The organism is Halosimplex yunnanense (genome assembly GCF_054504345.1).
Window position 1 is genome coordinate 45,836 of sequence record NZ_JBTJEL010000030.1, and the last position, 26,191, is coordinate 72,026.

Sequence of the window (26,191 nt, forward strand, 5' to 3'; positions counted from 1 at the left end):
CGGGCTCCGCTCGACGGTCGTCCGGTGCGAGGGCAGGAAAGGGCCGCCCAGAATCGGACTGCAGTGGGATTGTCCGCGAGACGCTGCGTTCAGTCGCCCGCCGACCGGCCGGTCGGTGAGCTCTCCGCGGACTGGAGTTCGGGGCTCTCCCAGTAGGGGTGGTCGTCCTCGGCGCGGAAACAGCGAACCCGGTGCCCGCTGGCGACCTCCGTCCTCGGGGGTAGTTCGTCCGTGCAGGCATCACGGGCCTCCGGACAGCGGTCGTGGAACGGACATCCGTCGGGTGGGTTCGAGGCGTCGGGGACGTCGATGGCACGGAGCGGTGCGTCCTCGATGCCGTGGGCTGCTGTCGCCCGCTCGCCGGATGCGAGATCCGGCGTCGCCCACAGCAAGGCCTTCGTGTAGGGGTGCTGCGGGTCCTCGATGATCCGGTCGACCGGCCCGACCTCGACGAGCTTCCCGAGGTACATGATCCCGATGCGGCCGCCGGACCGTTCGGTGAGATAGCGAGCGTTGGAGATGTCGTGCGTGATGTACAGGTAGGAGGTGTCGACCGCCTCCTGCAGTTCGAGCATGAGGTCCATCATGTTGATCCGGAGGCTCACGTCCAGCGCACTGATGGCCTCGTCGGCGAGGATCAGGTCGGGACTCATCAGCAGGGCGCGCACGAGCGCGACGCGCTGTTGTTCCCCGCCCGACAGCTGGTGGGGGTACCGGTCCGCGTAGTCCGCGGGGGGTTCGAGCCCGACGTACTCGAGGAAGCCGTAGATGTGCTCGCGGCGGTCGGCGCGGCCCATGTCGGGCTCCCAGCGCCGCAGCGGTTCGGCGAGGATCGACTCGATCCGGGAGTTGGCGTCCAGCGACGCCTCGGGGTCCTGGTGGATGATCTGCAGCGCCCGGCGGATCGACTCGAAGTCGTGGGCCTGGTCCCCGCCGCCGAACAGCCCGCTCGCGTCTTTCGCCTCCCACACGTCCGTCCCGCGGTAGCGAACGCTGCCCTCGCTGGGGCGGTGGAGCCCGATGGCGGCCTTCCCGAGCGTCGTCTTCCCGCACCCGGACTCGCCGACCAGCGCGAGGACCTCGTTCTCGTGGACGTCGAGCGAGACGCCGTCGACGGCCTTGACCGTCTCCGTGTCCCGCAACCCGAACAGGCTGCTGTTCTCGAAGTGGACGTGCAGGTTCTCCAGCGAGACGACGACGTCGTCACTCATCCCGGTCGTCCTCCTCGCTCGCGGCGTCGTCGCCGCCGGACTTCGGCCCTACGTCGTGTACCGGATCCGACCCCGTCGGGATCGGAACCTCGCGCTGTGACCGCTCGGGGTAGTGGCAGGCAGCCGCGTGGGCGCTCCCGAACACGTCGAGCGGCGGGTCCTCGCGAGTACAGCGCTTGTCGGCGACGGGACAGCGCGGGTGGTACCGACAGCCGCTCGGTACGTCACTGGGGTTCGGCGTCGACCCCGGGATGGCCTCCATCGTCTCGATCGGCGCCGAAACGTTCGGGACCGCACTGAGCAGGGCACGCGTGTAGGGATGCTCCGGCTCCGTCAGGATCCGCTCGGTCGGGCCGACCTCCGCGAACTCGAAGGCGTACATCACCGCCAGCCGGTCCGCGATGAGCGAGATCAGGTTCAGGTCGTGGGTGACGAACACGAGCGTCAGGTCGTACTTCTCCTTGATGTCCGAGAGCAGGGAGACGATTGCCCGCTGCATCAGCAGGTCCAGCGCCGCCGTCGGCTCGTCGAGGACGACCACCTCGGGGTCGAGCACGACGCCCAGCGCCAGCAGGACGCGCTGTTTCATCCCGCCCGATAGCTCGTGGGGGTACGACGGGAGCACCTGGTCGGGATTGAGGTAGAGGTCGCGGCAGATCTCGTCGGCCCGACGCAGACCGGCCGCCTCCTCGACTCCGTGGGCGGCGAAGGTCTCGAGGAAGTGCTGGCGGACGGTCATCGTCGGGTTGAACGCGCTCTGTGCGGACTGGACGACGAACGCCATCTCCGACCACCGGACGTCGGCCTTGAGTTTCGACTCGCTCATGTCGGTCACGGTCATCGGGTCGCCGTCCTCGGGGTAGTAGGTCACCTCGCCGCCGACCTGGCCGGGCTCGACGACGGCGTTCAACAGCGACGAGGCGAACATCGACTTGCCCGACCCCGACTCGCCGACGACGCCGAGCGTCTCCCCGCGGTAGACGTCGAAGTCCACACCGTCGAGGACCCGCGACTCGCCGCCTTCCATGTCGAAGGTGACCGAGACGTCCCGGACCTCGAAGACCACATCCTCCGCTGGCCGTGCTCGTGACTCCGCGACTGGCATGCGCCGGAGTTCTCTATCCTCCTACAAAAAATTACGCCTCAGATGGGCCACCGGGAGCAGCGTGCGTCGAAGAAACTCGAACGCCCCTCTCTCGCTGTCGTCGCCCAGTCCGCTCTGTAGCCCAACTCCTGTCGGGTGTAGCGCAGCGCCGACCGCCGGCACCACAAAGAATAAACATGATAGTTACGACGGCGAACACATGGCGTCGAGTTACTTCCTCAAGCGGACAGCCCACGCCGTACTGGTGTTCGCCGTGGTCACGTCCCTGGCCTTCGCCCTCTTCCGGCTGATGCCGTTCGGGCCGGTGGAGATGGTCCGGCTCCGGCTCATGCAACAGATGAGCACGTCGGGGTCGTTCAGCCAGGCGGAGCTCGAACGGATCAACACCATGGTGGAGACGTACACGAACATCAACCCCGACCGTCCGATCCCGCTGGCGTACCTCGACTACCTGCAGCAGGTGTTCCTCCACCAGGACCTCGGGCGGTCGTTTCACTTCAGCGAACCCGTGACCGAGGTACTCGCCACCCGGATGCAGTGGTCCATCTTCATCAGCGTCTACGGCATCGCCCTCGGTCGGACCACCTCGCTGTTGCTCGGCGCCGGGATGGCCTACAAAGAGGGGAGCCGCTTCGACAAACTTGTCACCGGCTTCTCGATCCTCAACCGGACCGTCCCCTTCTACATCGTCGGGATCGTGGTGCTTATCGTCTTCTCGTTCAACCTCGGGTGGTTCCCGTCGGGCGGCCTCTACAACCGCGCGTACACGCCGGGGCTCAATCCGGACTTCATGCTGAGCATCGTCCGCCACGCCGCGCTGCCGGTGCTCGCGTCGTTCGTCGCCGGGTTCGGCGGGGCGCTGGCCTACCGCGGCAACTGCATCCGCGAACTCGGGAAGGGGTACATCCGCGTCGCCCACCTCCGGGGGATCGGCGACGCCCGGATCGCCATCCGCTACGTCGGTCGCAACTCCCTGCTCCCGATCTACACGAGCCTCACGCTCGCCATCGCGACGGTGTTCTCCTCGTCGATCATCCTCGAGACCATCTTCGGCTACCCGGCGATGGGCTACGTCACCTACGAGGCGCTGCTCAACCGCGACTACCCCCTGCTGATGGGCTCGTTCATGTTCTTCACGGCGATCACGCTGCTCGGCGTCCTGATCGCCGACCTGACCTACGGCGTCATCGACCCGCGCGTCGAGGGAGGTGGTGACCGTGAAGCCTTCTGACGGCGACGAGTCGACCGACGAGCGAACGGCACCGCCCGGGGACCGCCCGTCGTCGAACGGGGACCGGTCGCCGCCTGCGCTGGTCCGCACGGACGGTGGGACCGCGGCCGACGAGGACCTGTTCTCGCCGGACACGTCCGTCCAGCGGGAGTCGCTAGTCGACCGGATCAGCCACGGGGTGCGCGAGCATCTGATCGCACCGCTCCAGATCATCAGGGGGGATCCGCGCGGCGTCGTCGGCATCGGGCTGTTAGCGTGGTTCTTCCTCATGGGAACCGTCGGCGTCCTCGTCTACCCGAAGCCGACGACGATGGAGGCGCCGATCTTCGCGCCGCCGTTCCAGGACATGGCCTACCCGCTCGGGACGGGCGTGCTCGGCCAGCAGATCGACCGCCAGATCGTCCACGCGACGCCGGCGATGTTGAAGATGATCGCCTCCGGCGCGTTGCTGTCGATGGTCCTCGGGACGGTGATCGGCACCGTCGCCGGTTACAAGGCCGGGTGGTGGGACTACGCGCTGATGCTGCTCTCCGACACGGTGATGACCATCCCGGCGCTCGCGCTGGTCGTCGTCCTCGCGGCAGTGTACGCGCCCGAGCGACCGCTCGTCGTCGGCCTGATCCTCGGGATCAACAACTGGCCGGGGCTGGCCCGGACCGTTCGGTCGGAGGTGCTGTCGATCCGGGAGAACGAGGTGATCGAGGCGGCCCGCGTGATGGGCCTGTCCGACCGGCGGATCCTCCGGAAGTACGTCGTCCGGAACCTGATGCCGTACATCTCGATCAACTTCGCCAACAGTTCCCGGCGGATCATCTTCGAGGCGGTCGGGCTGTACTTCCTCGGACTGCTCCCGACCACCTCCCAGAACTGGGGCATCATGATGCAGGAGGCGTACAACAACTCCGACCTGACCAACGTCGCCCAGCTCCACTGGCTCGTCTTCCCGATGTTGACCATCGTCGCATTGGTCCTCGGGCTGATCCTCACCGCACAGTCGCTGGACCGCCTCTGGAACGTCCGGCTCCGCGCCCGGCACCTCCAGGACGAGGAGGAGACCGCCATCGACGCCGACTGACACATACGCAAATATTCAAAACTATTTTATAGTAACGACGAATTGGCACAGACATCCATGCAGGATGATAGCGGTGGACACGACCAGCTGAGCCGCCGGACGTGGTTGTCAGCGGTGCTGGGCGTCGGTGCGTCGACGCTTGCGGGGTGTAGTGGCGGGGGAGAGGAGGATGCTCCTGCCGGCGATGGCGGAACCGGGACGAGTGGCGACGGCGAGACGAGCGGGGGGAATGGAGCGACGGAGAGCGTGGCCGAGCAGACGGCCGTGGCCGAGGATGTCGAACCCCGGGACTCGAACTTCAACTGGGCGTTCAAGAGCGACTTCAACCCCGTCGAGGGCAATTTCAATCCGCAGAGCCCGAACTCCAACTCGGAGTGGTTCTTCAACCGGATCTGGGGGGACCTGACGATCCAGGCGAACCTCCAGGGGACGCCGATCAAGTTCATGGCCGACTCGTTCGAGGTCGCCGACGACGGCAGCTCGGCGACCCTGACGCTCGCTGAGGGGTACACCTGGTGGGACGGAACGCCGGTCCGCCCGAAGGACGTCCTCTCTACCCGGACCTACACCAACTTCACCCAGCACTACCAGGAGAAACACCCCGACAACCCCGCCGAGGTGATCGATACCGAGCCGGCGACGATCCGGTTCAACTACAACTGCCCGACGAACCCGGATCTCGCCCTGCTGAACCAGCGCAACAGCCTCAACTTCCCGAAATACGAGTTCTACGAGCCGTGGTTCGAGCGGTTCGCCGACGCCTCCAGCGAGTCGGAGATCGAGAGCATCAACAAGGAGATCAACGAGGAGAGCCTCTCACTGCAGACAGTCGTCGACGAGGGGTGGGGCTGTGGCCTCTGGAAGCCGACCGACTGGGACACCCAGCAGATCGTCCACGAGAAGGTCTCCGACCACCCCCGCGCCGAGAATACGAACCTGAAGCAGTTCACTATCGACCTGCTCGGGAGCAACCAGAAGATCACGCAGGCCATCTCGAACGGCGAGGTCGACGCCGGGAACGTCGGTGCGATCTCCGGAACGTCTGTCCCCAACCCGAACATGGAGATCGTCCACAGCGTGCCGACGGGCGCACAGATCGGCCTCAGACTGAACAAGGCCAACCCCCACCTCGCCAAACCGGAGGTCCGCCGCGCGCTGGCGTACCTGATCAACTACGAGGACATCACGACGGTCCTCGACAGTGGCCTCGGCGTCAACGCCCAGACGGTGCGCTCCCAGAACCTGACTTCCCGGCCGATGGAGGACAACTACCTCCCGGACGGCTTCCTCGGTAATCTGATCGACTACGGGTCGACTGCGAACCCCGAGCGCGCGACGGAACTGATGGAAGCGGCCGGCTACACCAAACAGGGCGGGACGTGGACCGACGACCAGGGGCGGTCGATCGAACTCACGCACATCACGCCGCCGTGGAACAAGTACAAGTTCATCTCCGACTACCTGAGCAACAAACTCGGAGAGTTCGGGATCGAGACGAAGGTGCAGTCGCTGTCGTACTCGGGGCTGATGAACAAGTGGCAGAACACCTTCGAGTTCGACGTGATGACGTGGTTCCAGTCGGGACTTCATCCGGCGGTGTGGTACAGCCTCGGCCGCAACGGCAAGGGCTGGCAGGAACTGCGCGGCTGGGGGCTGAACATGCTCGAAAACCCCGGCAAGAGCGCCGAGACCTGCGAACCGCAACCGCTCGAGATAACCGACGGCAAGGAGGTCGACGACCGACTCGGCCAGCCCATCCGGCCGGAGTATCCCGCCAAGGTGGGTACAGAGACGCTCGATCTCTCGGAAGTCGAGGAGACGAAGACGCTCGAACCGTTCGTGCTCAACGACTCGATGCGCCGCACGCAGTCCACGGAGGAACTGCAGTCGCTCGCCTCCGAGTTCGCCTGGTACGCGAACTGGGCGGTGCCGAACCTCGAACTGTTCGACGAGGTGTTCACCCACTACGGCAACACCGAGAAGTTCGTCTTTCCGAACCCCGACGACGACGTCTACTACATGCGCAACCACTGGCAGTGGATGGCCCACGGCGACGTCGACGGTATCGGCAGGTGACCGTACCGGGATAGCTGCATCGTCCGTGTCCCGTCCCGGTCCGTTACTGCGAGAACTGGTCGGTCCAGCCGGCGTAGGTGTTCTGGAGTTCGACCACGCCGACGACGTTCCGGATCTGGTCCGGCAGAGCCGAGCGGAACCGCTCGTCGGTGACGCGGTCGGTCGGCCCGGAGACACTGATCGCACCCAGCAGTTCGCCGTCGGGCGAGTCGACGGCAGCGGCGACACAGCGGACGCCCTCGTACCGTTCCTCGTCGTCGAAGGCGACCCCCTCCGAGCGGATGCTGTCGAGTTCGGCACGCAGTCGCTCGGGATCGGTGACCGTCGCCGACGTGTAGGGGTCGAGCGTCGTCTCCGCGAGGTACTGGTCGATCCGGTCGTCGGTCAACTCGGCGAGGAACGCCTTGCCCGCGGCGGTGCAGTAGAGCGGTTCGTCGCTACCGAGGTGGAGTTGCGGGTGCTCCTCCGCTTCGCCGGTCGCGCGATAGATCGTGATCCCCCGTCCGTCGTGCTCGGCGACGAGCCGGGCCTGTTCGCCCGTCTCGGCTGCCAGGTCGTCGACGTCTTCCCGTGCGAGGTGATACAGCGGCTGGTGTTCGCGCACCTGGCCGCCGACCGAGAGAAACTGCAGGCCGAGTCGGTACCCGCCGTCGACGCGCTCGACGTAGCCGTGTTTGCGCAGCGTCGTCACGTGGTGGTGGACGGCCGCTTTCGAACAGTCCAGCGCCGTCGCGAGTTCGGTCACGCCGGCGCGCTCGCGCTCGCGGATCGCGTCGACGATCGCGAGGGAGGTCTCGACGGACTGGACCGTTTTCCCGCCGGGTTCGGTCATGTCACGCGAGATACGCCCCAGGGTAATAAATTGTCGCCGCCCGCTCACGACTCCTGCGTTGCGTAGATCCGGTGGATGACGCGCTGGACGTCGATGGCCTCGTGGACGTTCGTCTCCGCGGGACGGTCGCCGCTGACGACGGCCTCGACGAACGTCTCCAGTTCGGCCACGTAGGGGTCGTTGGGCCGGACGTGGACCTCCGAGTCGACGAAGTGGTCGTGTTCGCCGCTGCGGACCTCGTAGAGCGTCAGGTCGTTGCGCTCCTCCGGGACGGGTTCGATCGCGTCCAGCGAGTTGGTGATGTCGAGTTTCGCGCCGGCCTCCCTCCCCTTGATCCGATAGGCGTGGCTCGCTTCGTCGTTCGCGGCCCACGCGACTTCGACGCTGGCCGTCAGCCCGTTCGCGAACTCGCAGAAGGCCGTGACGGTGTCCTCGACGTCGTACATCTTCGCGTCGTCGTCTTCGCCCCACATCTCCAGGTAGGCGTAGTCGTCGCGGTGGCCGAAATGCGAGTCGACGTCGGCGCTGACCGACTCGAGTTCGGGCCACCCGGAGAGGTACAGCAACATATCGAGACAGTGGGCGCCGATGTCGACCAGGGCACCGCCGCCGGCGATCTCCCCGGAGGTGTACCACGTCCCGCGGCCCGGGACGCCCCGTCGCCGGACGTACCTGGCGTCGATGTGGGTCAACTCGCCGAGGTATCCGCTCTCGACGTACGAGCGGGCGACCTGGGTGACCCGCCTGTGGCGGTGGTGAAAGCCGACCATGCAGGTGTTGCCCGTCTTGCGGGCAGTCGCGGCGATCCGCTCGGCGCTCTCCAAGTCGTGTGCCAGGGGCTTCTCGAGGAGTACGTCCAGTCCAGCCTCCAGTGCGCCCACGGCCGAGGGCTCGTGGAATTTGTTCGGCGTCGTGATGACGACGGCGTCGACCGCGCGGTCGAACAGGTCGGTCGGACTCTCGTACGCCGGCCGGTCGAACCGTTCCTCGAACTCCGTCCGCGCCGTCGGGTCCGCGTCGACGCCGAACACCTCGTGTCCCATCTCCCGCAGGAGTCGCGCGTGATTCGCCCCGTGCGTTCCCAGCCCGACCACCCCGACGGTCACCGTTTCGTCCATGGTTCCTAGCCCCTCCAGTGGGACACCAGTTAATCCTTTCTCGGTGACAGACGGCGAGGACCGCCCGTCGACTCCACTGATCTTCTCCATCCGGTCGGTCACGTGCAGGATTCCAGGGATGTACGGTGTATAAACCTCTTCTAGAAGGGTTTGACATGGTGAAGAATATGGGAAGCGGTCGGACCGCCCTCTGGTGCGTACCGCCGGTCAGGACACCGAGAGAAGTGGTGTCTACCGACATCCGTGAGATCGGCTTCCTTGTGAGCCCCATGTTGGGTCAATTACGAGAGAGGTGATCTGGCGAAACGAAGCGAAAAGTGATCGTAATTTAATCAGTCTTGTTTTCTATCCAATCGCATATGATTCGAAGAGATGTCGACCCCCAGGATGTCATGCCGGACTCGGAGTGAGGCCGGAAGCGTGGTTTCCAGAACGGTAGAGTACCGATCTCTAGATCGACCCTGGGGAAAAAGCCGTATTGATGCCTTTTTCACGGAATAGTAACTCTACGACTGCGATCGTATCGTTCGGCTGTCAAGGCACAGAGGACACTCATTCGGTTTAAAAAGTATAGCGGATCCATCCAACTATCGGTAAGCGGCTTTATTGTCCCCTCCTCGACGCGAGCTGGGACGGAGCCTTCTCTACCCTGCTAGTTCTCTCCTGCATCTACCCGTGCGAACTGTACGACACCGGCACGCCCAGAAATGATAGATGTATGTATAATCAATCAATCTGATTGCTGGTAGGATGTCACACCCTCCCGTAAGGGGTCGAACTCAAAGAGGCCTGATGGATGCTGATGATGCCAAGGTAGAGCCCCTCCCCTCAACTGACCGGCAAATCCAATTACCTGGTGCACCGAGGGGGTGTATGGCTCAAGGAGTCTACGATAGACTGCCATGGTTTTTGAAGCCAGCAGCAAGAGAAATCTATCAGAAATTGTGGCCAACTCGCTTCTCGAAGCTCAAACACGAATGTAACGGGATGCTCTCGGAAGAGGTGTATGAAGAACTCTATAAGAGTGCAAAAGCAACTCAAGACGGAAATATAATCGAGGTCGGGGCAGCCCACGGAGCCGGCTCTATCGCACTCGCATTAGGGCTAGCTGACAGTAATAGTAATGGAGAGGTCATTACAGTTGAAAAGGGCGAAGGGGGATCTCGTTCTAAATACGGGGCAAAAGAAGATAACATCGGGATACTTGAACAGAATATTCGGGAATGGGGGGTAGCTGACCGAGTTCAAGTAGTCACCCAGCACCTGGACCGCGATTCCGAATTACCGCCGGCGATCTCCGGAGAGCTTCCTGTCTCAGTACTCTGTCTTGATGCAGACGGGAACCTGGATCGTGACTTTGAGCTCTTCTATGACCATCTTCTCCCGGGGGCGACAGTGATCATTGATGATTACTCCCCTGAAAAGAATTATCGCCCGAAATCGGAGCGTTACCCGCTTGGGGGCGGGAAAAATTACAGGACGTTTTGCCACGCAAACTTACTCGTCGATGAGGGATATCTATCACGATACCGATTGATTGATGATACGCTATTTGCTGTGAAACCATACACTGATCCCGAATACGACCTCGATACGACTGTCGTTGACCAGCACCTGGCGAAGACCAGAGAACGGCTAACGGACGGATAGCATCCTCTTTCGCGGGCCTGGTCCGTTCAGGAGTATCGACTCCTGATCGGCTGTTGGTGGTTGAATTCTGGTCGAGAGAATAGTCGGTCCGCGATCGTACTTTACTCCCCACAGTGGAAGCTTTCGATACGCTTGCTAGTCGGCGGCTATACTACTGGAGTCAATACCTGATGAGCGCCTTCGGAACGTCCTCTCTGGGTGACCGAACCCGTGGCGTGAGCAAACATTCGACCCCAACGGTGCAACCACACCGCGATTACTGTCGTTCAACTGGACAGCAGAGCTACGATTAGAAGTCCGATTTTACCGAGCTCGAGCCGTGATTTGATTGCCCGCGGAGAAATTTGACGTGAGATTCGCAGATTGGGTTCTCTGAATCGTTTCCTCGGCAAGCGAGCTTCTCGAATTACTCGGGGTTGCCCCTCTCTTATCGGCTGATTCCTGGTTGGAACTGTCCTCGTGACGGTATCAGTATTGAATCAGCGATTCTTGTTCGAGGGCACTGTAGTGTGTCTCGGTACAGACATCCTGACACGTGTAGAGTCCCATCTTCTATACCTCACCGGTCATCTCAGTCCCTATCTGTCGAGATATAGCCGCTGACTGCCTCGGTCGGCGCGGCAAGTACCTGTCGGGACTACCGTCCCATGGAACGTCTCCGTGCACGCGGTCATCTCCATTTCTCAATATTCGAGCCGTCGGCGACACTGACGACTGGGAAGTCCTCGTCGGTCCCGTTGCTGACGTACTCGCAGCTGCATTGTGCTGTTCGAAGTCAGAGAATGCACTGTGCATGCCCTTCACGTTCGTATACTTCTCCGTAGCCATCGGCTGAGCCACCTGTATGTATTCTGCGCAACGATCACTCACGAAGTGGTTGTGAGTTGATTACTATCTGTCCCGATGTGAGATGAGAGAACGTCCTCCGTGTAATGGTGAGATGCCGACCGAGCACGTCAACGTAATGAGTGTCCGGTATGACGGACACTTTATTACAGATAGTTTACATGTTGGCAATGGGGGCCAACGGTCTGTGGAGTAATTACGCAAGCCTTGGCGGCCCATCCCGTGATGTCGTTTCCTGTATCCTGTCTTTACCGGACCCTGACGTAGGGAGTTCTGCCGTCCGTCCACGTGACCGAACATCCGAGATGTTTGTTACTAACTCACACTCACTCGTGAACACCGTTCGGTCACTCTGAAACGGTGTCCAGATCCCGTAGTGGGACCGGTATGTCACATTGGGCCATGGGATTATCTACTGTATAACTGCAACAATTTGGCCCGTAGAAACGTGTATTGCGGAAGATCAGGATCACAAACCTCCAGTTTTAAGTAAAACCGTTACCTCCCTAACATTACTGAAGTCGCGGACCGGTGCTGCAACTACGTTACCGGATACCCGCTGGGGAGTGGGCATCCGGGACGAACAAACGAAATGGGTGATAGAATGCAATTCGATAATCGGGGTACCAGATCTCTCCACGGCTGTTGCCGGCAATTGAACGAGTGGCAACGGCGCGGACTGCCGGCTCGAGACCGAGAGAGGTGCTGGATCATGGGTCGGAATGGAGCGACACCGGGTCTTCGGAGTCATGACGACGAAATCCGGGATATCTATGAGTAGTGACCAACTCGAACGGGTGGGCAGTGAGCAGCATCGGGAGGTACAGCCGCAAGAGGTCGCCATTGGCGTGATCGCGACCGAAGAAAACACCGAGAACGCACTCCGGACGATCGTTCGCGCACGGGGGCGCGGCCACGACGTCTTCGTCCTCCAGCCGGGGGAAGCAGAGACGGAGACAGTGAGGCTCGCGAGGCAGTTCGACGTCGAGATCGTACAAACGCGGGCGACCGACGATCTGGAGCGGTACAAAGAGGAACTGGGCATCGCGGCCTCGGTGAAAGACTATGAGGCCGTTATCGTTCCTTCGCCTGACTGTCGGCGGATCCACTACGACGAGACGCTCTCGGAGATCGACGAGACGGAAGTCCAGATTGAGCCGGTGACAACGCGGACCGCCGAACTCTCCGGCGAGACCGTTGTCGGCATCCCGGCGTACAACGAGGCTCAGTCGATCGCCGACGTCGTCTACGAGGCGCGGCGCCACGCCGACTCCGTGCTGGTCGTCGATGACGGTTCGTCCGACGAAACTTCCGAACTGGCTCGTGAGGCTGGCGCCGTCGTCATCGAACACGAACGCAACCAGGGCTACGGGCAGGCGCTCAAGACACTGTTCACCGAGGCCGACGAACGCGACGTCGGTGCCCTGGTGATCATTGACGCCGACGGGCAGCACGATGCTACGGACATTCCCCGGTTAGCTCAAGAGCTGGAAGACGAGGCTAACTTGGTGATCGGGAGCCGGTTCGCGGTCGACGGCGACACCAACGCGCCCGTCTATCGGCGCTTCGGGCTGTGGGTCGTGAACACGCTGACGAATCTGAGCATGGGAATTGTGCGTTCACGTTCCCGTGTACGGGATACTCAAAGCGGGTTCAGGGCATACGACTCGGAGCTACTGGAGTCGCTCGCCAGCGGCGGTGAGATCGGCGACCAGATGAGTGCCAGCACGGATATCCTCTACCACACCCACGAGAACGACTTCGAAATCGAAGAGGTCGGGACGACCATAGATTACGAGGTAGAAGACGCGAGTTCACATAACCCTGTTTCACACGGACTCAATCTGGTTAATAATATACTGAAGACCGTCGAACGCCAGCGTCCGATCTCGGTGCTCGGCGTACCCGGGTTCGTCAGTACGATAATCGGTATCGGATTCGGCTACTGGACCTTCTCTAACTTCATCAACAGTGGGACCTTTCCGCTCGGCCTCGCCGTGGTGTCGGTATTTTTCGCGCTTGTCGGCATCTTCTCGGCCTTCACGGGGATCATCCTCCACTCGCTAAATCAGCATCTCGATTGACCCGGTTCCTGTGGCCTTCCGGATCTCTCCCATCTGTCGTAACTAATAAGCATACTCCCTCGAAGTGTTAATCAATGGATGGGAATGCAGACGACGAGTGTTCCGTCACTATTGTCCTCGGAACTCGGCCGGAGATCATCAAACTATCCCCGGTGATCCGAGCCTGTGAGAATCGGGGACTGCCCTTCACGATCGTCCACACCGGGCAGCACTATTCCGATTCTCTCGATACGGTGTTCTTTGACCAGCTCGAACTCCCGCGGCCTGATCACCACCTGGGGGTCGGATCCAACACGCACGGGAAACAGACCGGCGAGATGATAGAAAAGATCGAGGCGATCTTGCTCGAGGAAAGCCCCGATGTCGTTCTCGTTCAGGGTGATACCAATTCGGTCCTCGCAGGCGCGGTCGCGACCAGTAAACTCGACATCGAGCTAGGCCACGTCGAAGCAGGGCTTCGAAGCTTCGACGACGGGATGCCGGAGGAGACGAATCGCGTTCTCACAGACCATGCTGCAGATTATCTCTTTTCACCGACTGCCACTTCCACCGAACTACTCCGTGATGAGGGTATCCCCGACGAGAAGATCTTCGAGACGGGGAATACCGTCGTAGATGCAGTCGACCAAAACAAGAAGTTAGCCGAGAGCAAGAGCAGGATCCTGTCCGAATTAGCCGTCTCTGGGGAACCGTTCGGCCTTGTAACCGCCCACAGAGCCGAAAACGTCGATCATCGCGACGAGTTCCGGGGCATCCTGCGTGGTGTTGAGAGGGTCGCGGCGGAACTCGGATTGCAGATGATCTATCCAATCCATCCCCGAGCGAGGGAACGGCTGAACGAGTTCGAGTTGACCGTCTCCGATGCAGTCGAACTGGTCGACCCGCAGGATTATCTCGATTTCCTTCGGCTCCAGCAAGAAGCGACGATCATCCTCACTGACTCAGGGGGCGTTCAGGAAGAGGCATGTATTTTAGGCACTCCGTGTGTCACGCTCAGAGAGAACACCGAGCGGCCAGAAACGCTAGAAGTGGGCGCCAATCGACTAGCCGGAACCGATCCAGAACGAATACTCGAGAACACAAGAGACATGCTCAGCACGAATCAATCGTGGCGTAACCCATTCGGTGAGGGGGATGCAGCGGAACAGATCGTCGAAACAGTAAGCCCTAGCTCTGTGGAGGCCGAACGATGAGTTCCGTATACGTTCACGGATTGGGGTACATCGGACTTCCGACGGCAGCGATGCTGGCTAATTACGGCCATCAGGTCGTTGGCTACGACGTGGACGAGGAACTCGTCGAACAGTTGTCTGCCGGGCAGATATCGATCGACGAGCCCGGATTGCGGGCGTTCGTCACCGAGGCTCTCGACTCCGGCAATCTGGAAGTCGCAAACGAGGTCGCGGCATCGAAGTACCACATTATCTCCGTCCCGACGCCGTTCGATCACGAGACGAAAGTCGCCGATCTCCAGTACGTTGAGGAAGCGGGAGCGGCGATCAAACCTCATCTGCGTCCCGGTGACTCGGTTATCCTCGAATCGACCGTTCCCCCGGGAACGACAGTGAACACCTTACAGCCAGTACTCGAGGAGTCCGGGTACGTCGCAGGGAGGGACTTCGCCCTCATTCACTGTCCGGAAACGGTCCTACCTGGCAATATTATCACTGAGCTCCGGGAGAACGACAGAATAATCGGTGGTGTCAACGGCGTCTCGACGGAGGCAGCCGTGCGCCTCTATGACTCGTTCGTCGAAGGGGAGATCCACACCACGGCGAACGCGACGACAGCGGAGTTCGTCAAACTCATCCAGAACACCTACCGGGACACGAATATCGCCCTCGCGAACGAACTCGCGAAACTGGCCCGCGATTACGAGATCGACTCTCGGGAAGCGATCGAACTCGCGAACGAACATCCGCGCGTCGAGATCCACCAGCCGGGTCCCGGCGTGGGCGGTCACTGCTTGCCGATCGATCCCTGGTTTTTGGGACACAATTCGGATGAACTGGATCTCATCTCGACTGCTCGGGAGATAAATGACGGAATGACGGATTACATTATCGACATTGTCGAATCGGAACTCGGGGAGTTAGATGGAAAACGCGTCGCGATCCTCGGGGTCGCCTACAAAGGTAACGTCGACGACGTTCGGAACAGTCCGGGGCTGCGGATCGCCCGGCAACTCCAAGGGGAGGCGAGTAGTGCAGAAACCGCCGTTTCGACCGATGGGGGCGAGCTAGGGAGCCTCGATATCAGACTGAACGATCCACACGTCGACGATCAGACGCTGGATCTGTGCCCCATTGATGAGGCAGTTTCTGGCGCAGACGCGACGATCGTCGCCACGGATCACAGCGAATACGAAGAACTCGACCCAGAACTCGTCTCCTCACAGATGGACGGAACCCTTCTCGTCGATTCGAAAGATATCTTCGAGCGGTCGGCGTGGGAAGCCGCCGGATTCGATATAATTCGTATTTAGGGTTCAATGAGCGAATCTAAGCCCCGGACACTCGTCGTGAGCCAAAAGTTCCCGCCAGAAAAAGGGGGGAACGCATCGCGAATCGGCGATCTGACGGAGCATATGTCCGATGAGATCGATCTGACTGTCATCGCTCCCCCTCCGTGTTATCCCGCGACCGATTTCGATTGGTCGTGGGACTGGGAGAGAACCGAGTATCAAAACGGTCACGAGGTCGTCCGGCTCTGGGCGTGGCAGTTGCGTGAAGTCGATCCCTCCTTTCTCGAACGGATGCTTTACTATTTCACCTTCGTCGTCCACGCGTTGTTCTGGCTGCTCTGGCGACGCAAGGAGTTCGACGTCATCATCACAACGTCGCCGCCGATCTTCACGGGGATGATAGCCCTCCCGTTTAGCCTGACCGGATCGACGAAATGGGTTCTCGACATTCGGGACCTCTGGATCGACGTCTCTTCCGATCTCGGCTTTATATCGGAAGGAGGTCTCGTCACGAAGACGAGTCGATGGTATCGTGAACTCGAACTTCGGACAGCCGATCTGATCACCGTCACGACTGACGGGACCACCGAACAACTCCGAGATCAGTATACCTTCGACACGGAGGTCCGTGTCCTCCCGAACGGTGTCGATACGAGTTCGTTCAAACCCCGCGATCGCGAAACTACGGTAGATCTAATCTACACGGGGAACGTCGGGTACGGTCAAGACCTAGAAACCTGCGTCCGCGCGCTTCAGTACACCGACCACGACGTCACATTCCGGATCGTCGGGGACGGTGACTTACGTCCAAAACTGAACCGGCTTGCAGACGAGGTCGATGTCGGCGACCAGGTCGAATTCACAGGGATCGTTTCACGGGAGGAGATCCCGATGTTGCTGAGTGAGGCCCGAGTCGGGGTCGCTCCCTTGAAAGAACGCGAGTCGCTAGAGTATGCAGTCCCGACGAAACTCTACGAATACTGGGCCTGTGAACTGCCCGTGCTCGCGCTCGGGCGTGGAAAGATAGAAGATATCGTACAGGAGTCAGAGGCTGGTGTCGTTCCGCCCGGATCGCCGGAGGCGGTTGCAGACGCGCTTGACGAACTGCTATCGGAGGATACGCACCGCCAGCAACTCGCAGAAAGGGGCCGGGAGTTCGTCATCTCGCAATACGAGCGGGAAGCCATCGCCAAGGAGTTCGCCGATCTAGTCACTCAGATGTCTGCGTCCGGATCGAAGACGAATTCTTTCCCGGAGGGCCAGCCTCTTGACTGAACTCGACCGGGAAGTTCGGAATATGAGCCCGGTTGAACAGGCGAAACTCGGCATCTTCACGGCATCACGGCTCCAACGGGAGCAATTCGTTGGTATCGTAGAACGCAAAATTCGCCAGACGGTTTTGCCCCGGCTCCCATTCGATTTCGACGCCCGGTACGAACGTCAGATCCCGGCCGAACCGTGCGCTTCACTCTCTCCGCTCTGTCGTAATACCGCGACGCTCCGCGGCTGTCTCGACGCCGACACGAGGCGTTCTCACCGGACCGACCTCGAGCGATTCGAATCGAATCGGATCGAGTTTCTCGGCCACGACGTCTCGCTCGATACCGACCGGACGATCGCGTGGGACGACGACCAGCTTTCGGACGTGCCCCTCCTTTGGTGGCTCAAGTTCCAGTCTCTGGAACCGCTCGAATGGTTCGTCTTTGGGGACGAAAAACCGGCCCGGAGTGACGAACTCGTAGTGAAGGTACTTGATCCGTGGTTGCGAGCCATGGCTTCGACCACGACGATCGGGGCGCCGGAATATCTTCGGCGAGACTGGATCCCGCACGCAGTTTCGCTCCGAGTGATGAACCTTAGCCGATACTGTGCGTGGCTCGACGAGCACGAAATGCTCGCTGACCGGCAATTTGCCCTGGAGTTCCTCTACAAGAACGCTTTATTCTTGCGCAACCACGTGGAGCGGGACGTCGGGGGGAACCATCTCATCGAGAACGCGCTCGCCCTGCTCATGGCTGGATTGGTTTTCGAGCAGGATCACAGTTGGGCGGAGTTAGGAACGGAGTTGTTCGAAGAGACTGCGACGAGCCAGTTCCTCGGCGACGGTGGACACTTCGAACGGAGCCCAATGTATCATATTATGGTCCTCACGCGGTTTCTGACGGCTGCTGACCTTCTGGCAGAATACGGACACCCGATCCCCCCGGAAGTGGAGCGGACGGCTCGGCGGGCCACACAGTTCATCGATGGGTTGACCCCGCCGGACGGTCGCATCCCGTTGTTAAACGACTCTCAATTTGACGAGGTGCTATCGATCGCAGAGGTAACTGCGTATGCTACCGCAGTAGGCGTCTCGGCGACGAGCGATTCACCGGCCCTCGAGTCGTCTGGGTATTACTGGTTGGGAAGTGGTGTCGATCGAATGCTCGTCGACGGTGGGCCGGTCGGCCCACCCCATCTGCCGGGTCACTCACACGTCGATCTGCTCAGTATCTTGCTGTGGCTCGATGGTCAACGCGTGCTCACTGACACGGGAGTGTATCAATATACGGCCGATACCCGCCGCCAATACGCGAGAGGCATCCGGAGTCACAATTCCGTGCAGGTCGGCGATTCGAACCCCATTACCGTCGGAGGGCAATATCTTCTAGGCCGCCGTACGGAACCGAAGATATCCGTCCGTCGCGATAGGTCGTTCGAGGCAGTTGAAGGCCGGTACAGTACTCCACGGGGACCCGGACCATCGTATACACACGCGCGACGAATTCTGACAGACGAAGAGATGTGGGTCGTCGTCGATAGGGTCTCGAAAGCCGGCGACGCTCCGACGACGTCGAGACTTCACTTCCACCCATCAATCACTGTCGAGCGGAGAACCGAAGGCCGATTCCAGATATCGACCGAGTCCGGCGAGTCGCTCGGTGAAATCCGTCTCGTGAACTGTGCGGACTGCGTTCTGAAATCGAGTCCGTACTTCCCCGAGTTCGGAACGGAGATCACACGAACGGCTCTCGAGATCGATTACGGCACGACTCCCGCGGGCTACGTCATCTCGACCGATAAACTTGGAGAGGTCGAGTACCGCAGCGATCAAGGCGTTCTCACCGTCGCGGGTGAATCGTTTGACCTGTCTGATCTCGACTCGGTCGGTTAGTCTTTCCACCCCGATAGACCGCCTCTGCCTCGCAGTCAGTAAGCCAGATAATCGCCTACCGATCGAAGTCGGTTCGAGAGAAGAGACACTGAACATGGTGAAGATGTGGCGGCTGGAAGTACAGCTATTCCATCAGGGCCGTTCGCTGGAGAACCCGTCTGCCACCCTTAGTGCGCTCCTGAAGTCGCTGGACATCTGTCGATTCCGCGTGGTTACACTCGAAGTAATCTCCTCCGAGAGCGTTTCGAGGTTTCTGAGGGCGTCGTCAGTTACGGACGTGAGCGCTTCGAGCGTCGCTTCGTCCCAGGTCAACACGTACTCGCTGATGTCGAGCGTTTCGAACGTTCCCCGGATCTTCGGACCCCAGCCGGGTTTGTATGCGCTGATCGTCGGCGTTCCAACGGACAGGGCGAAGATCGCGGCGTGGAGCCGCATCGTCACGAGGAGATCGACGTCGTCGTAATGCTCTCGCAGCGCTGCTGGATCGAAGTTCACGAAGAATTCTACACCGATCGACTTCAGTCGCTCTCGGTTCGCCTCCGCCCACTCTTTGTCTATCTCCGTCTGGAGAGTTAGCGTGACTCGGTGACCTCTCGCAACGAGCGTTCGGAGGTATTCGAAGAAGGTCTCCTCCATCTCGCTATCTTTCTTCGCTCGTTCACCGGTATCCCCCAGCGTCGAGAATCGGGGGACGACCGCGATCTCCCTCTGCTCGGACGAGGCAGTAGCAGGAGAGGGATCGCCGTTCAAAAATGCCGTATCGACTGCATTAATGAGTTGCGTGGAGAGGCCAAACTGAGACAGATATCGGAACGTCTCCATATCGCGCGTCATCACGAACTCCGCGTCGTTTAGGATCGGGACGACCAGCTCTTTAGCAATGCCCTCTAGCCCGAATATTGTCTGTGGCAGAAGCGCGTACGGAACGTCGTTTCGCCGAGCGACATGGAGCGGATACAGTACCGCAAGCAGATAAGTGAAACTCTGGTGGCTTGGCGAGTAGTGGATGGCGTTGCCCCCATTGTATATCATCGCGTCGGAACCAGTAATCTGGTCGTACATCCGCGAGTAGAACCGGGATTCCTCACTGAACCCGGCAATATCGTACAGGTACTGCAACCCGCTTTTGGTGAGCGAGAGGAACTGCTCGGATCGGGATTGTGATTTCGGGTCGTACGTGATCGGTCCGCCGAACAACTGGATCTCTTTTTCGAAAGAGTCCATCTTCTCCTCTATCTCGCTGTACTCTTCGGACTCCTCGTCGAAGCGTGAAATCGCTGTGACGGTCGTGTCCGGCAGGGTGCGTTCCAGGAGTGTTACCGATCCCTGATTGATCGCGAAGTCGCCGGCGTTCCGGCATCCGTAAGCATAGACGAAACTGAGCGAGTCTATGTTCATCGTGTTGATCCGGAAATCGGCTTACTGATATTTTAATCTTGATAATATTCTGAACGGTAGTGACGATACTGCCGGTGACCGACGAGAGCCGGCCGTAATATTCTTTTGACGATATTTCAGAACGGGAGATAGATAGATGATTTTATTGTATACTCTCGTGATTCTGTTGGATATGAGACAGGGGGAAACCAGCCCGGTGTGTGGGATCGGTCCGCTTTCACCACCAATTACAGGACCCGGGATCAAAAATCGTGACTTGAAGAGCGGTCTCGAAAACGCCGGAGTAACGGTCGATTGGGTAAATACCCTCGAATTCGGGGCGGATACCGTCAAAGAGATCGTCAGCGCATCTACGGAATACGATTACTACATCCTCTCCGCGTCGACGAAAGTGAGATTAGCTGTCGGACTGGTTCTTTTCCCACGGCTCCGGACCTCTTCGGCCCAGGGGGTATTGCTCCCGATGGGTGGTCAATTCGCCGAGGAACTCGAATCGTTCCCCCCTGGGTTGCGGCAGATGGCCGTTCGAATGTTCGGTTCGTTCGATGGCATTTTCCCGGAAACCGACTCACTGTCGACGCCAATCCGGAGGACGACGGATCACAGGACTCTCGTTGAGACACTTCCAAATCTCCGAGAACGCCCCCGGGAATACGAACTCGAGGCCTGTACGACCTCTGACGGTCCGCTCAGGATCGTGTACGTCGGCCGGATCAAGGAGACGAAGGGGCTGGACGATCTCTTGGCCGCCTATTCGCTCGCCCGTTCGAACGGGGCGGACGTGAAACTCGATATCTACGGTCACTTTCTGGAGGATGATCCATACGAGGATTCGTTCCGCGAAACGTGCGCGAAGACGACCGGAGCGGAATACAAAGGGAAAATCCCCGACGGGGGCGTCATAGAGACGTTGAAGGAGTACGATGTTTTCGTCTTCCCGTCATATTATCCGGGCGAAGGGTTTCCGGGTGTCTTCATCGAAGCCTTCATGGCCGGTTGCCCGATCATCGCGACGGACTGGAACTTCAACAGCGAGTTGATCGAGACTGGAACGAATGGCTATCTATTCGAGCCGCGTGATCATGAGAAGCTCGCGGAAAAACTCCAGTACGTATCGTCACACGATTCGGAACTGAGGGCGATGCAGCAGAATGCGTTCGAAATTTCGGAGCAGTATAGTGCTGAGGCAGTCACCGACGAATTACTGGATTACCTCGATAGTTTCGGATGGGACGTCGTCCCGGACGAACGCGAGTGACCCCGCAGTGACCGCAGCGGGGATCTATCGACGGCATTCGACGGTCCGCGACCCAACCTGTAGTTAGTCTCCGCAGTCGGCTCCACGCGTTGGTCTGCATTCTCGGAGCCTTGTAGCACTTTGCCTGCCGGGGTCTGTCAGTCTCAAATATAACCCATATCGGCGAGGATCTCTTCGACTTCTTCCTCAGCCGGCTCCCGTTCGAGCGCGTCGAACTTCGGTTCGTATGTCCGTTCGTCCGTCGCGGTCACGGTCGCCCACGGGACAGACCGGACCGCGGACAGCGGGGATCCGAACGGATGACCCCATACTCCGAATTCACCCAGGGTTTCGCCGTGGTCCGCGGAGATAGCGAGTCGTTCGGCTTCTACATTCTCTGCGAGGATTTTGACGTAATCCAGAACGAATTGTACGTTCCTTTCGTACAGCTCGTGCATCTCCCGGATCGAGACCTCGCCTCTCCTGGCGGGATCGAACGATTTCTCTGTTGCCCGCAGATCTCGAGTCTGTTCGGGCCCCGACATCAATTCAGATACCGATAGCTCTCCTGATTTCCAGTCGAGCGCGTCGGCGATCAGTTTCAGGTGCGGGATCTCGTACCAGACTATCAATCGATCGAAGTCGTTTTCGCGCGATAAGGCGATCGCGCGGTCGGTCATCACGTGCGGTAAATGGGTGCTCTCCGGAAGGAGGCGAATGTCCTGATTGGCGATCGGGAGTACGCGCTCGTAATACGCGAAATCGTCGGCAGTGGCGACCTCCCATTTCGGAGCCCCCTGGTTTAGCGTCGGATACCCGTGATCCGTCTGTTCATGCAGCCGGTCTTCGAAGATCCTATCTGTCCACACGTTACCCGATAGCAATGCCGTATCTGAAATCTCATCTCGGTACTCCGGAGTGAAGGTCTTGAGAATCCACTCGGGAGACATGCTCCCGACTGATTTTATCTCACCGACATCGTCCAGCCAGGGCGTGGTCTGAGAGACCTCGTGAAAGACGTCGCTTCGACACGCGTCCAAGATCACGAGAACGTCCCACTCTCTGTCGAAGATGTTTGTCCCCGTTGGGAAGCGGGACGTAGACGTATTCACGATCGGTCTGACTGCGTTTAGCATTCCCTTGGCTACGAGCGGTTTAACCCCCTCTTCCCGAACGATCTCCACACCGCGGCGGATGGGGAGGTTCATAGCGAATAGACGGCCATACCTGTTATAAATATGTGTCCTATTTCGAACACCAGTGTGAATTGGTATCGGTGTTGTAGTAACTCGATCACAACCTCCGATCGTTACCCTAGAGTGTCCGGATCGCACGAGCTTGCAGTACTGCATTGAGACCCGAATACCGGTAGATATCTTCCGGGGCGGACGGATCGAACCAGACCCTGTGTACAGTGAAATCGAAAGGTAGGGCGTTCAACTACCCGTCTGCATTCGATGCTGTGACCGGACCACCTTCCAAGCGCGGACGGGGGCGCGTTTCTATTCGGATGATCCGGGTTCTATCTCGATCACGTCGGTCCGACTGTGTCTGAGACGGGGAAAAGATATGTGGCCAATAGACCGACTCCGATGGACGAGATATCCCAATGATGGGGTGGTTCACTTGTACAATTGGCGGAATTTATTCGATTGGACGACTCCTTTGATCTTCCGGACTTCTTCGCCCGAAAATTCGCCGGTCAGGAGCAGGATAGAGAAATAAATTACGACGCCGAGCAGTGGATACGTGGCTATCTTCAGGATGTCGGACAAGCCAGCGTTGAGGTTCGAAAGCACCGCACCCATGATAACGGCTGAAGAGATGCTCCGTAAAATAGTCGCTTTCGGGAACGTAATCGGGACTTCCGACTTCGAATAGTACATCACGACCGAGAACATGAACAGATAAGAGAGGACGGTCGCAATGGCCGCGCCGTTCATCCCGATCCTCGGGATAAGAGAGAGGTTCAGAATGATATTCGATCCAACGGCGAGTATCACGGTGGCCCCGAGCACTTCGGTCCGCTTAGCGGAAGTTAGGACGTATCTGATCGAGTTGTCGTATCCGTGGATGAAATAGCCGATGAGGAATATCGGAACGAGATGGGACGCGTCTTGAGCGGCCGAGGAAGTGGATAGTAACGAGATGATCGGATCGGAGAGGACGACGATCCCGACCATGGCCGGAATCCCGAAGATAGTATAGTATCGGAAGATATTCTCGTAGACGTCGGAAACCGTCTGTAGATTTCCCGCATCCCATTCTTTCGAGATCGTCGGGTAGAGAGTGGGGTTGAAAATACTGATGAACTTCACGAGGGGCTTACTTATTGCCTGAGCGATAGCGTATACCCCCACTGTCGACGAACCCAGAAAATAGAGTAACAGATACTTGTCGGTGTGCTTGAGTAACTTCGTCGAAAATTGCTTTGGTATCATCGGGACGCCGTAGGAGAGATACCGGCGGAAGTTCGACGGGTCGGGGGACGGCAGGCTGAAGCGGTACGCTATGAACAGTGTCAGGGAGACATTGATCACTACCAAGAGAGCCAGCAGGGCCCCGATCGCCCAGATAATACCCCTTCCAAGCATGAAAACAGCGACTAACACTATCGTCTCCAGGAAGTCACGGAACAGCCGTGCGGAGTCGTATACCTTGACGTGGCCTATCGCTCGTGGGAAATTGATGTTAATCCGAAAAAGGATCCGCATCGGAACGAGAAACGCTACTAATACGATCAGGGTCGCCTGACTCGGAAGCCCCTCTCCGATGAGTTGCGCTAGATCGACGACCTGCCCGAGTCCGAGCAGCAACGCTGCGACGAGAAATCCGATGACGGTCGACATGAATATCACGTCGCTATATGTCTGATGTTCTGTGACCTCTGAGTCTGTAAACCGGATCAACGACCCGTGGAGGTGAAGTCCCGCCGTGGAACTGACCAAGCCGACAGCTGAGAATATCGTTACCCAGATCCCATAACTGTCTACTCCGAGCAAGTTCGTAATTAGAGGGACGACGACGAGTCCGCGGGCGAGGGAAACGATAGACCGAACCGCAGTAAATGCTGAATCTGAGAATACTTTACGGACGACACTCATTTGTACCCGAGATGACTTAACCGGTCTTCGACTTTCGAGTCCGAAATATCGCTCTCTGTCACTTCACCGGCTGAGATCGTCTTCCGGGTCTCGCATTCGATTTCTAACCACGGTACCTTCACCAGCTCTTCGAGGAAGCGGCGAGTCGGATGACCGTACTGTCCGAATCTGCCGAAAGCGTTTCCGTGGTCCGACGTGATAACTGTCTTCCCGTCCAGTTCCTCCACCAGCGATTGCAGGTGAGGGATTACCAACTCCAGATTTTCCCTGTAGGCTTCCCACACTTTGTCTTCCTCTACCTCTCCTTTCTGGAGACGCGCCCAGATCGATTCACTGGTGTCGCCGGGGTCCTCGATCTCTCCCTCCCCGTGGAGAGTTCGATGGGCTAACTGCGAGCCGGTCTCTCCGATAAATGGGTAGTGGGGCTGAATAAAGTGGCCGATAAGTCGCTTCTGTGGATATTCTTCGTGTATCTCGAGGATGCGGTCTTCCATCACCGATGGGTGCACCGTTCGTAATTCGTCGTCCCAGTCCGTCGCCCAAACGGGGATCATCTCGTGGAACAGCCCGTCCACGTCTTGGGCTTTCGTCTGCGGATTTCCGGAGATATAGACTATCTCGTCGTATTTACTCGAATCCGATTTGAAGTTCTCCATCAGAAACTCGGCTGTATCGGAACCCCGGGACGTGACCGCTCGAAGGGTTCCATCGATAGTGTTCATCTCTTCGAACATATCGTATCGACAGGCGTCTAATATGAGAAGATTGTCCCAGTCCGCCTCTACGACGTCAATCCCCGTTCGTCCGCGGACTTGGCGATGATAGATACTCGATAATTCCCAGGCTGCGGTGCGAGGATTTCGTAGCCCACGATACAACTTGGAAATACTGAACATTGCGATAGTCGAAGATCATCCCACTCAAATGAATAATTTGCCCTTCTCTTTCGTTCTCGTTCCGCTCAGTCTCGCAGATCGGAGCGTTACCGCACTGGATATCGCGTTTTACTGTCTCGGCGGGGACCTTCCGATGTCGATGCCGTGGTCTGGTCGGACGTAACGAGGGCTACTTCGACCGTAGCCTCACGTCGATCCGGCGGATAGTTATCGAACTGTTGCAGACGGCCTGAACTAGCGTCGACGGTAGCCACTCACCTCGACGATCGCGGGACGATTCGACGCGTCTCGAATTCGGAGTTAGACCCCTACGTCGTTCGCTATCTGCGGAGCGAAGTCTTCGACGGGAACCGACAGCGAAACGAAAGTCCGATTCTATCGGGTACAGCCTTGTTCCAACTCACGTTCGGTCTCCGCGCGGTGTCGTGGCGACAGAGTTACCCCCGGTAGACAGCATCTCCTCGTTACGATCGGTGAAGCGGTTCGAGGGGCACCCCGGCCTATCGAGGTAACTCCTCCGGAGTCACCGTTGTCATAATCCTTCCGTGTGTGCTACAACCGCGCTTCACTTTCTCGGCCTCGGTCCCGTCATCGCACTCTATTGATGAGGCATCGAATGGGCGCTGCCCGAAATACGTGTTGAGGGTTCTGGCCGTTCGTCGTCGACGAAATGTAACATCATCGTCGGTCGTGTAGTCCTGGTGGAGTCA

General features: G+C 59.1%; 18 protein-coding genes. 10 read left to right on the forward strand and 8 right to left on the reverse strand.

What is annotated here, in order from left to right; translation table 11 throughout:
- Positions 1-89 precede the first annotated feature (89 nt).
- Both AB2U09_RS04650 and AB2U09_RS04655 read right to left on the reverse strand, forming a co-directional pair.
- Positions 90-1,211, reverse strand: coding sequence for an ABC transporter ATP-binding protein (locus AB2U09_RS04650; protein WP_459191526.1), 1,122 nt, complete (start codon positions 1,209-1,211; stop codon positions 90-92).
- On the reverse strand, positions 1,204-2,316 hold the full coding sequence (locus AB2U09_RS04655; RefSeq protein ID WP_459191527.1) for an ABC transporter ATP-binding protein: 1,113 nt from the start codon (positions 2,314-2,316) through the stop codon (positions 1,204-1,206). The genes AB2U09_RS04650 and AB2U09_RS04655 overlap by 8 nt, the downstream gene beginning before the upstream one ends.
- 199 nt (positions 2,317-2,515) lie before the next feature.
- Between AB2U09_RS04655 and AB2U09_RS04660 the strand changes: the two genes are divergently transcribed.
- From AB2U09_RS04660 to AB2U09_RS04670, 3 genes are read left to right on the forward strand one after another with little or no spacing between them, the layout of a single operon-like run.
- On the forward strand, positions 2,516-3,547 hold the full coding sequence (locus AB2U09_RS04660) for an ABC transporter permease (protein ID WP_459191528.1): 1,032 nt from the start codon (positions 2,516-2,518) through the stop codon (positions 3,545-3,547).
- Entirely contained in the window at positions 3,534-4,622 is a 1,089-nt protein-coding gene (locus AB2U09_RS04665; RefSeq protein WP_459191529.1) for an ABC transporter permease, read from the forward strand. Before AB2U09_RS04660 ends, AB2U09_RS04665 begins: the two co-directional genes overlap by 14 nt.
- Positions 4,623-4,679: 57 nt before the next feature.
- Positions 4,680-6,698, forward strand: a complete 2,019-nt coding sequence (locus AB2U09_RS04670) for an ABC transporter substrate-binding protein (RefSeq protein ID WP_459191530.1) — start codon at positions 4,680-4,682, stop codon at positions 6,696-6,698.
- A 43-nt stretch (positions 6,699-6,741) separates the two neighbouring features.
- Here the strand turns inward: AB2U09_RS04670 and AB2U09_RS04675 are convergent, their stop codons facing one another.
- Both AB2U09_RS04675 and AB2U09_RS04680 read right to left on the reverse strand, forming a co-directional pair.
- A complete protein-coding gene (locus AB2U09_RS04675) occupies positions 6,742-7,530 on the reverse strand; it encodes an IclR family transcriptional regulator (RefSeq protein WP_459191531.1) in 789 nt (262 codons plus the stop codon).
- A gap of 44 nt (positions 7,531-7,574) precedes the next feature.
- Entirely contained in the window at positions 7,575-8,648 is a 1,074-nt protein-coding gene (locus AB2U09_RS04680) for a Gfo/Idh/MocA family protein (RefSeq protein ID WP_459191731.1), read from the reverse strand.
- 873 nt (positions 8,649-9,521) lie between these two features.
- Here AB2U09_RS04680 and AB2U09_RS04685 point away from each other — a divergent pair.
- From AB2U09_RS04685 to AB2U09_RS04710, 6 genes are all read left to right on the forward strand, one after another.
- Positions 9,522-10,298, forward strand: coding sequence for a class I SAM-dependent methyltransferase (locus AB2U09_RS04685; protein ID WP_459191532.1), 777 nt, complete (start codon positions 9,522-9,524; stop codon positions 10,296-10,298).
- A 1,619-nt stretch (positions 10,299-11,917) separates the two neighbouring features.
- Positions 11,918-13,228, forward strand: a complete 1,311-nt coding sequence (locus tag AB2U09_RS04690; RefSeq protein ID WP_459191533.1) for a glycosyltransferase family 2 protein — start codon at positions 11,918-11,920, stop codon at positions 13,226-13,228.
- A gap of 74 nt (positions 13,229-13,302) precedes the next feature.
- Entirely contained in the window at positions 13,303-14,421 is a 1,119-nt protein-coding gene (gene wecB / locus AB2U09_RS04695) for a non-hydrolyzing UDP-N-acetylglucosamine 2-epimerase (protein ID WP_459191534.1), read from the forward strand.
- Positions 14,418-15,713, forward strand: a complete 1,296-nt coding sequence (locus tag AB2U09_RS04700) for a nucleotide sugar dehydrogenase (RefSeq protein ID WP_459191535.1) — start codon at positions 14,418-14,420, stop codon at positions 15,711-15,713. Before wecB ends, AB2U09_RS04700 begins: the two co-directional genes overlap by 4 nt.
- Before the next feature lie 6 nt (positions 15,714-15,719).
- Positions 15,720-16,967, forward strand: coding sequence for a glycosyltransferase family 4 protein (locus tag AB2U09_RS04705; RefSeq protein WP_459191536.1), 1,248 nt, complete (start codon positions 15,720-15,722; stop codon positions 16,965-16,967).
- Complete coding sequence (locus tag AB2U09_RS04710) at positions 16,960-18,846, forward strand: heparinase II/III family protein (protein ID WP_459191537.1); 1,887 nt, start codon at positions 16,960-16,962, stop codon at positions 18,844-18,846. Before AB2U09_RS04705 ends, AB2U09_RS04710 begins: the two co-directional genes overlap by 8 nt.
- Before the next feature lie 132 nt (positions 18,847-18,978).
- Here the strand turns inward: AB2U09_RS04710 and AB2U09_RS04715 are convergent, their stop codons facing one another.
- Complete coding sequence (locus tag AB2U09_RS04715; protein ID WP_459191538.1) at positions 18,979-20,244, reverse strand: polysaccharide pyruvyl transferase family protein; 1,266 nt, start codon at positions 20,242-20,244, stop codon at positions 18,979-18,981.
- A 172-nt stretch (positions 20,245-20,416) separates the two neighbouring features.
- On the opposite strand from AB2U09_RS04715, the gene AB2U09_RS04720 reads away from it, so the two are divergent.
- The gene (locus AB2U09_RS04720; protein WP_459191539.1) at positions 20,417-21,502 is read left to right on the forward strand and encodes a glycosyltransferase family 4 protein; all 1,086 of its coding nucleotides are present in this window, start codon (positions 20,417-20,419) and stop codon (positions 21,500-21,502) included.
- 143 nt (positions 21,503-21,645) lie between these two features.
- Here the strand turns inward: AB2U09_RS04720 and AB2U09_RS04725 are convergent, their stop codons facing one another.
- The 3 genes from AB2U09_RS04725 to AB2U09_RS04735 form a co-directional block, all read right to left on the reverse strand.
- Positions 21,646-22,689 carry a hypothetical protein gene (locus tag AB2U09_RS04725; protein WP_459191540.1) on the reverse strand — a complete coding sequence of 348 codons (1,044 nt, stop codon included), beginning with the start codon at positions 22,687-22,689 and terminating at the stop codon, positions 21,646-21,648.
- A 414-nt stretch (positions 22,690-23,103) separates the two neighbouring features.
- Positions 23,104-24,585 (reverse strand): oligosaccharide flippase family protein, encoded by a 1,482-nt coding sequence (locus tag AB2U09_RS04730; RefSeq protein WP_459191541.1) that lies wholly within the window; start codon positions 24,583-24,585, stop codon positions 23,104-23,106.
- Positions 24,582-25,319 carry a hypothetical protein gene (locus AB2U09_RS04735; protein ID WP_459191542.1) on the reverse strand — a complete coding sequence of 246 codons (738 nt, stop codon included), beginning with the start codon at positions 25,317-25,319 and terminating at the stop codon, positions 24,582-24,584. Before AB2U09_RS04735 ends, AB2U09_RS04730 begins: the two co-directional genes overlap by 4 nt.
- Positions 25,320-26,191: the final 872 nt, after the last annotated feature.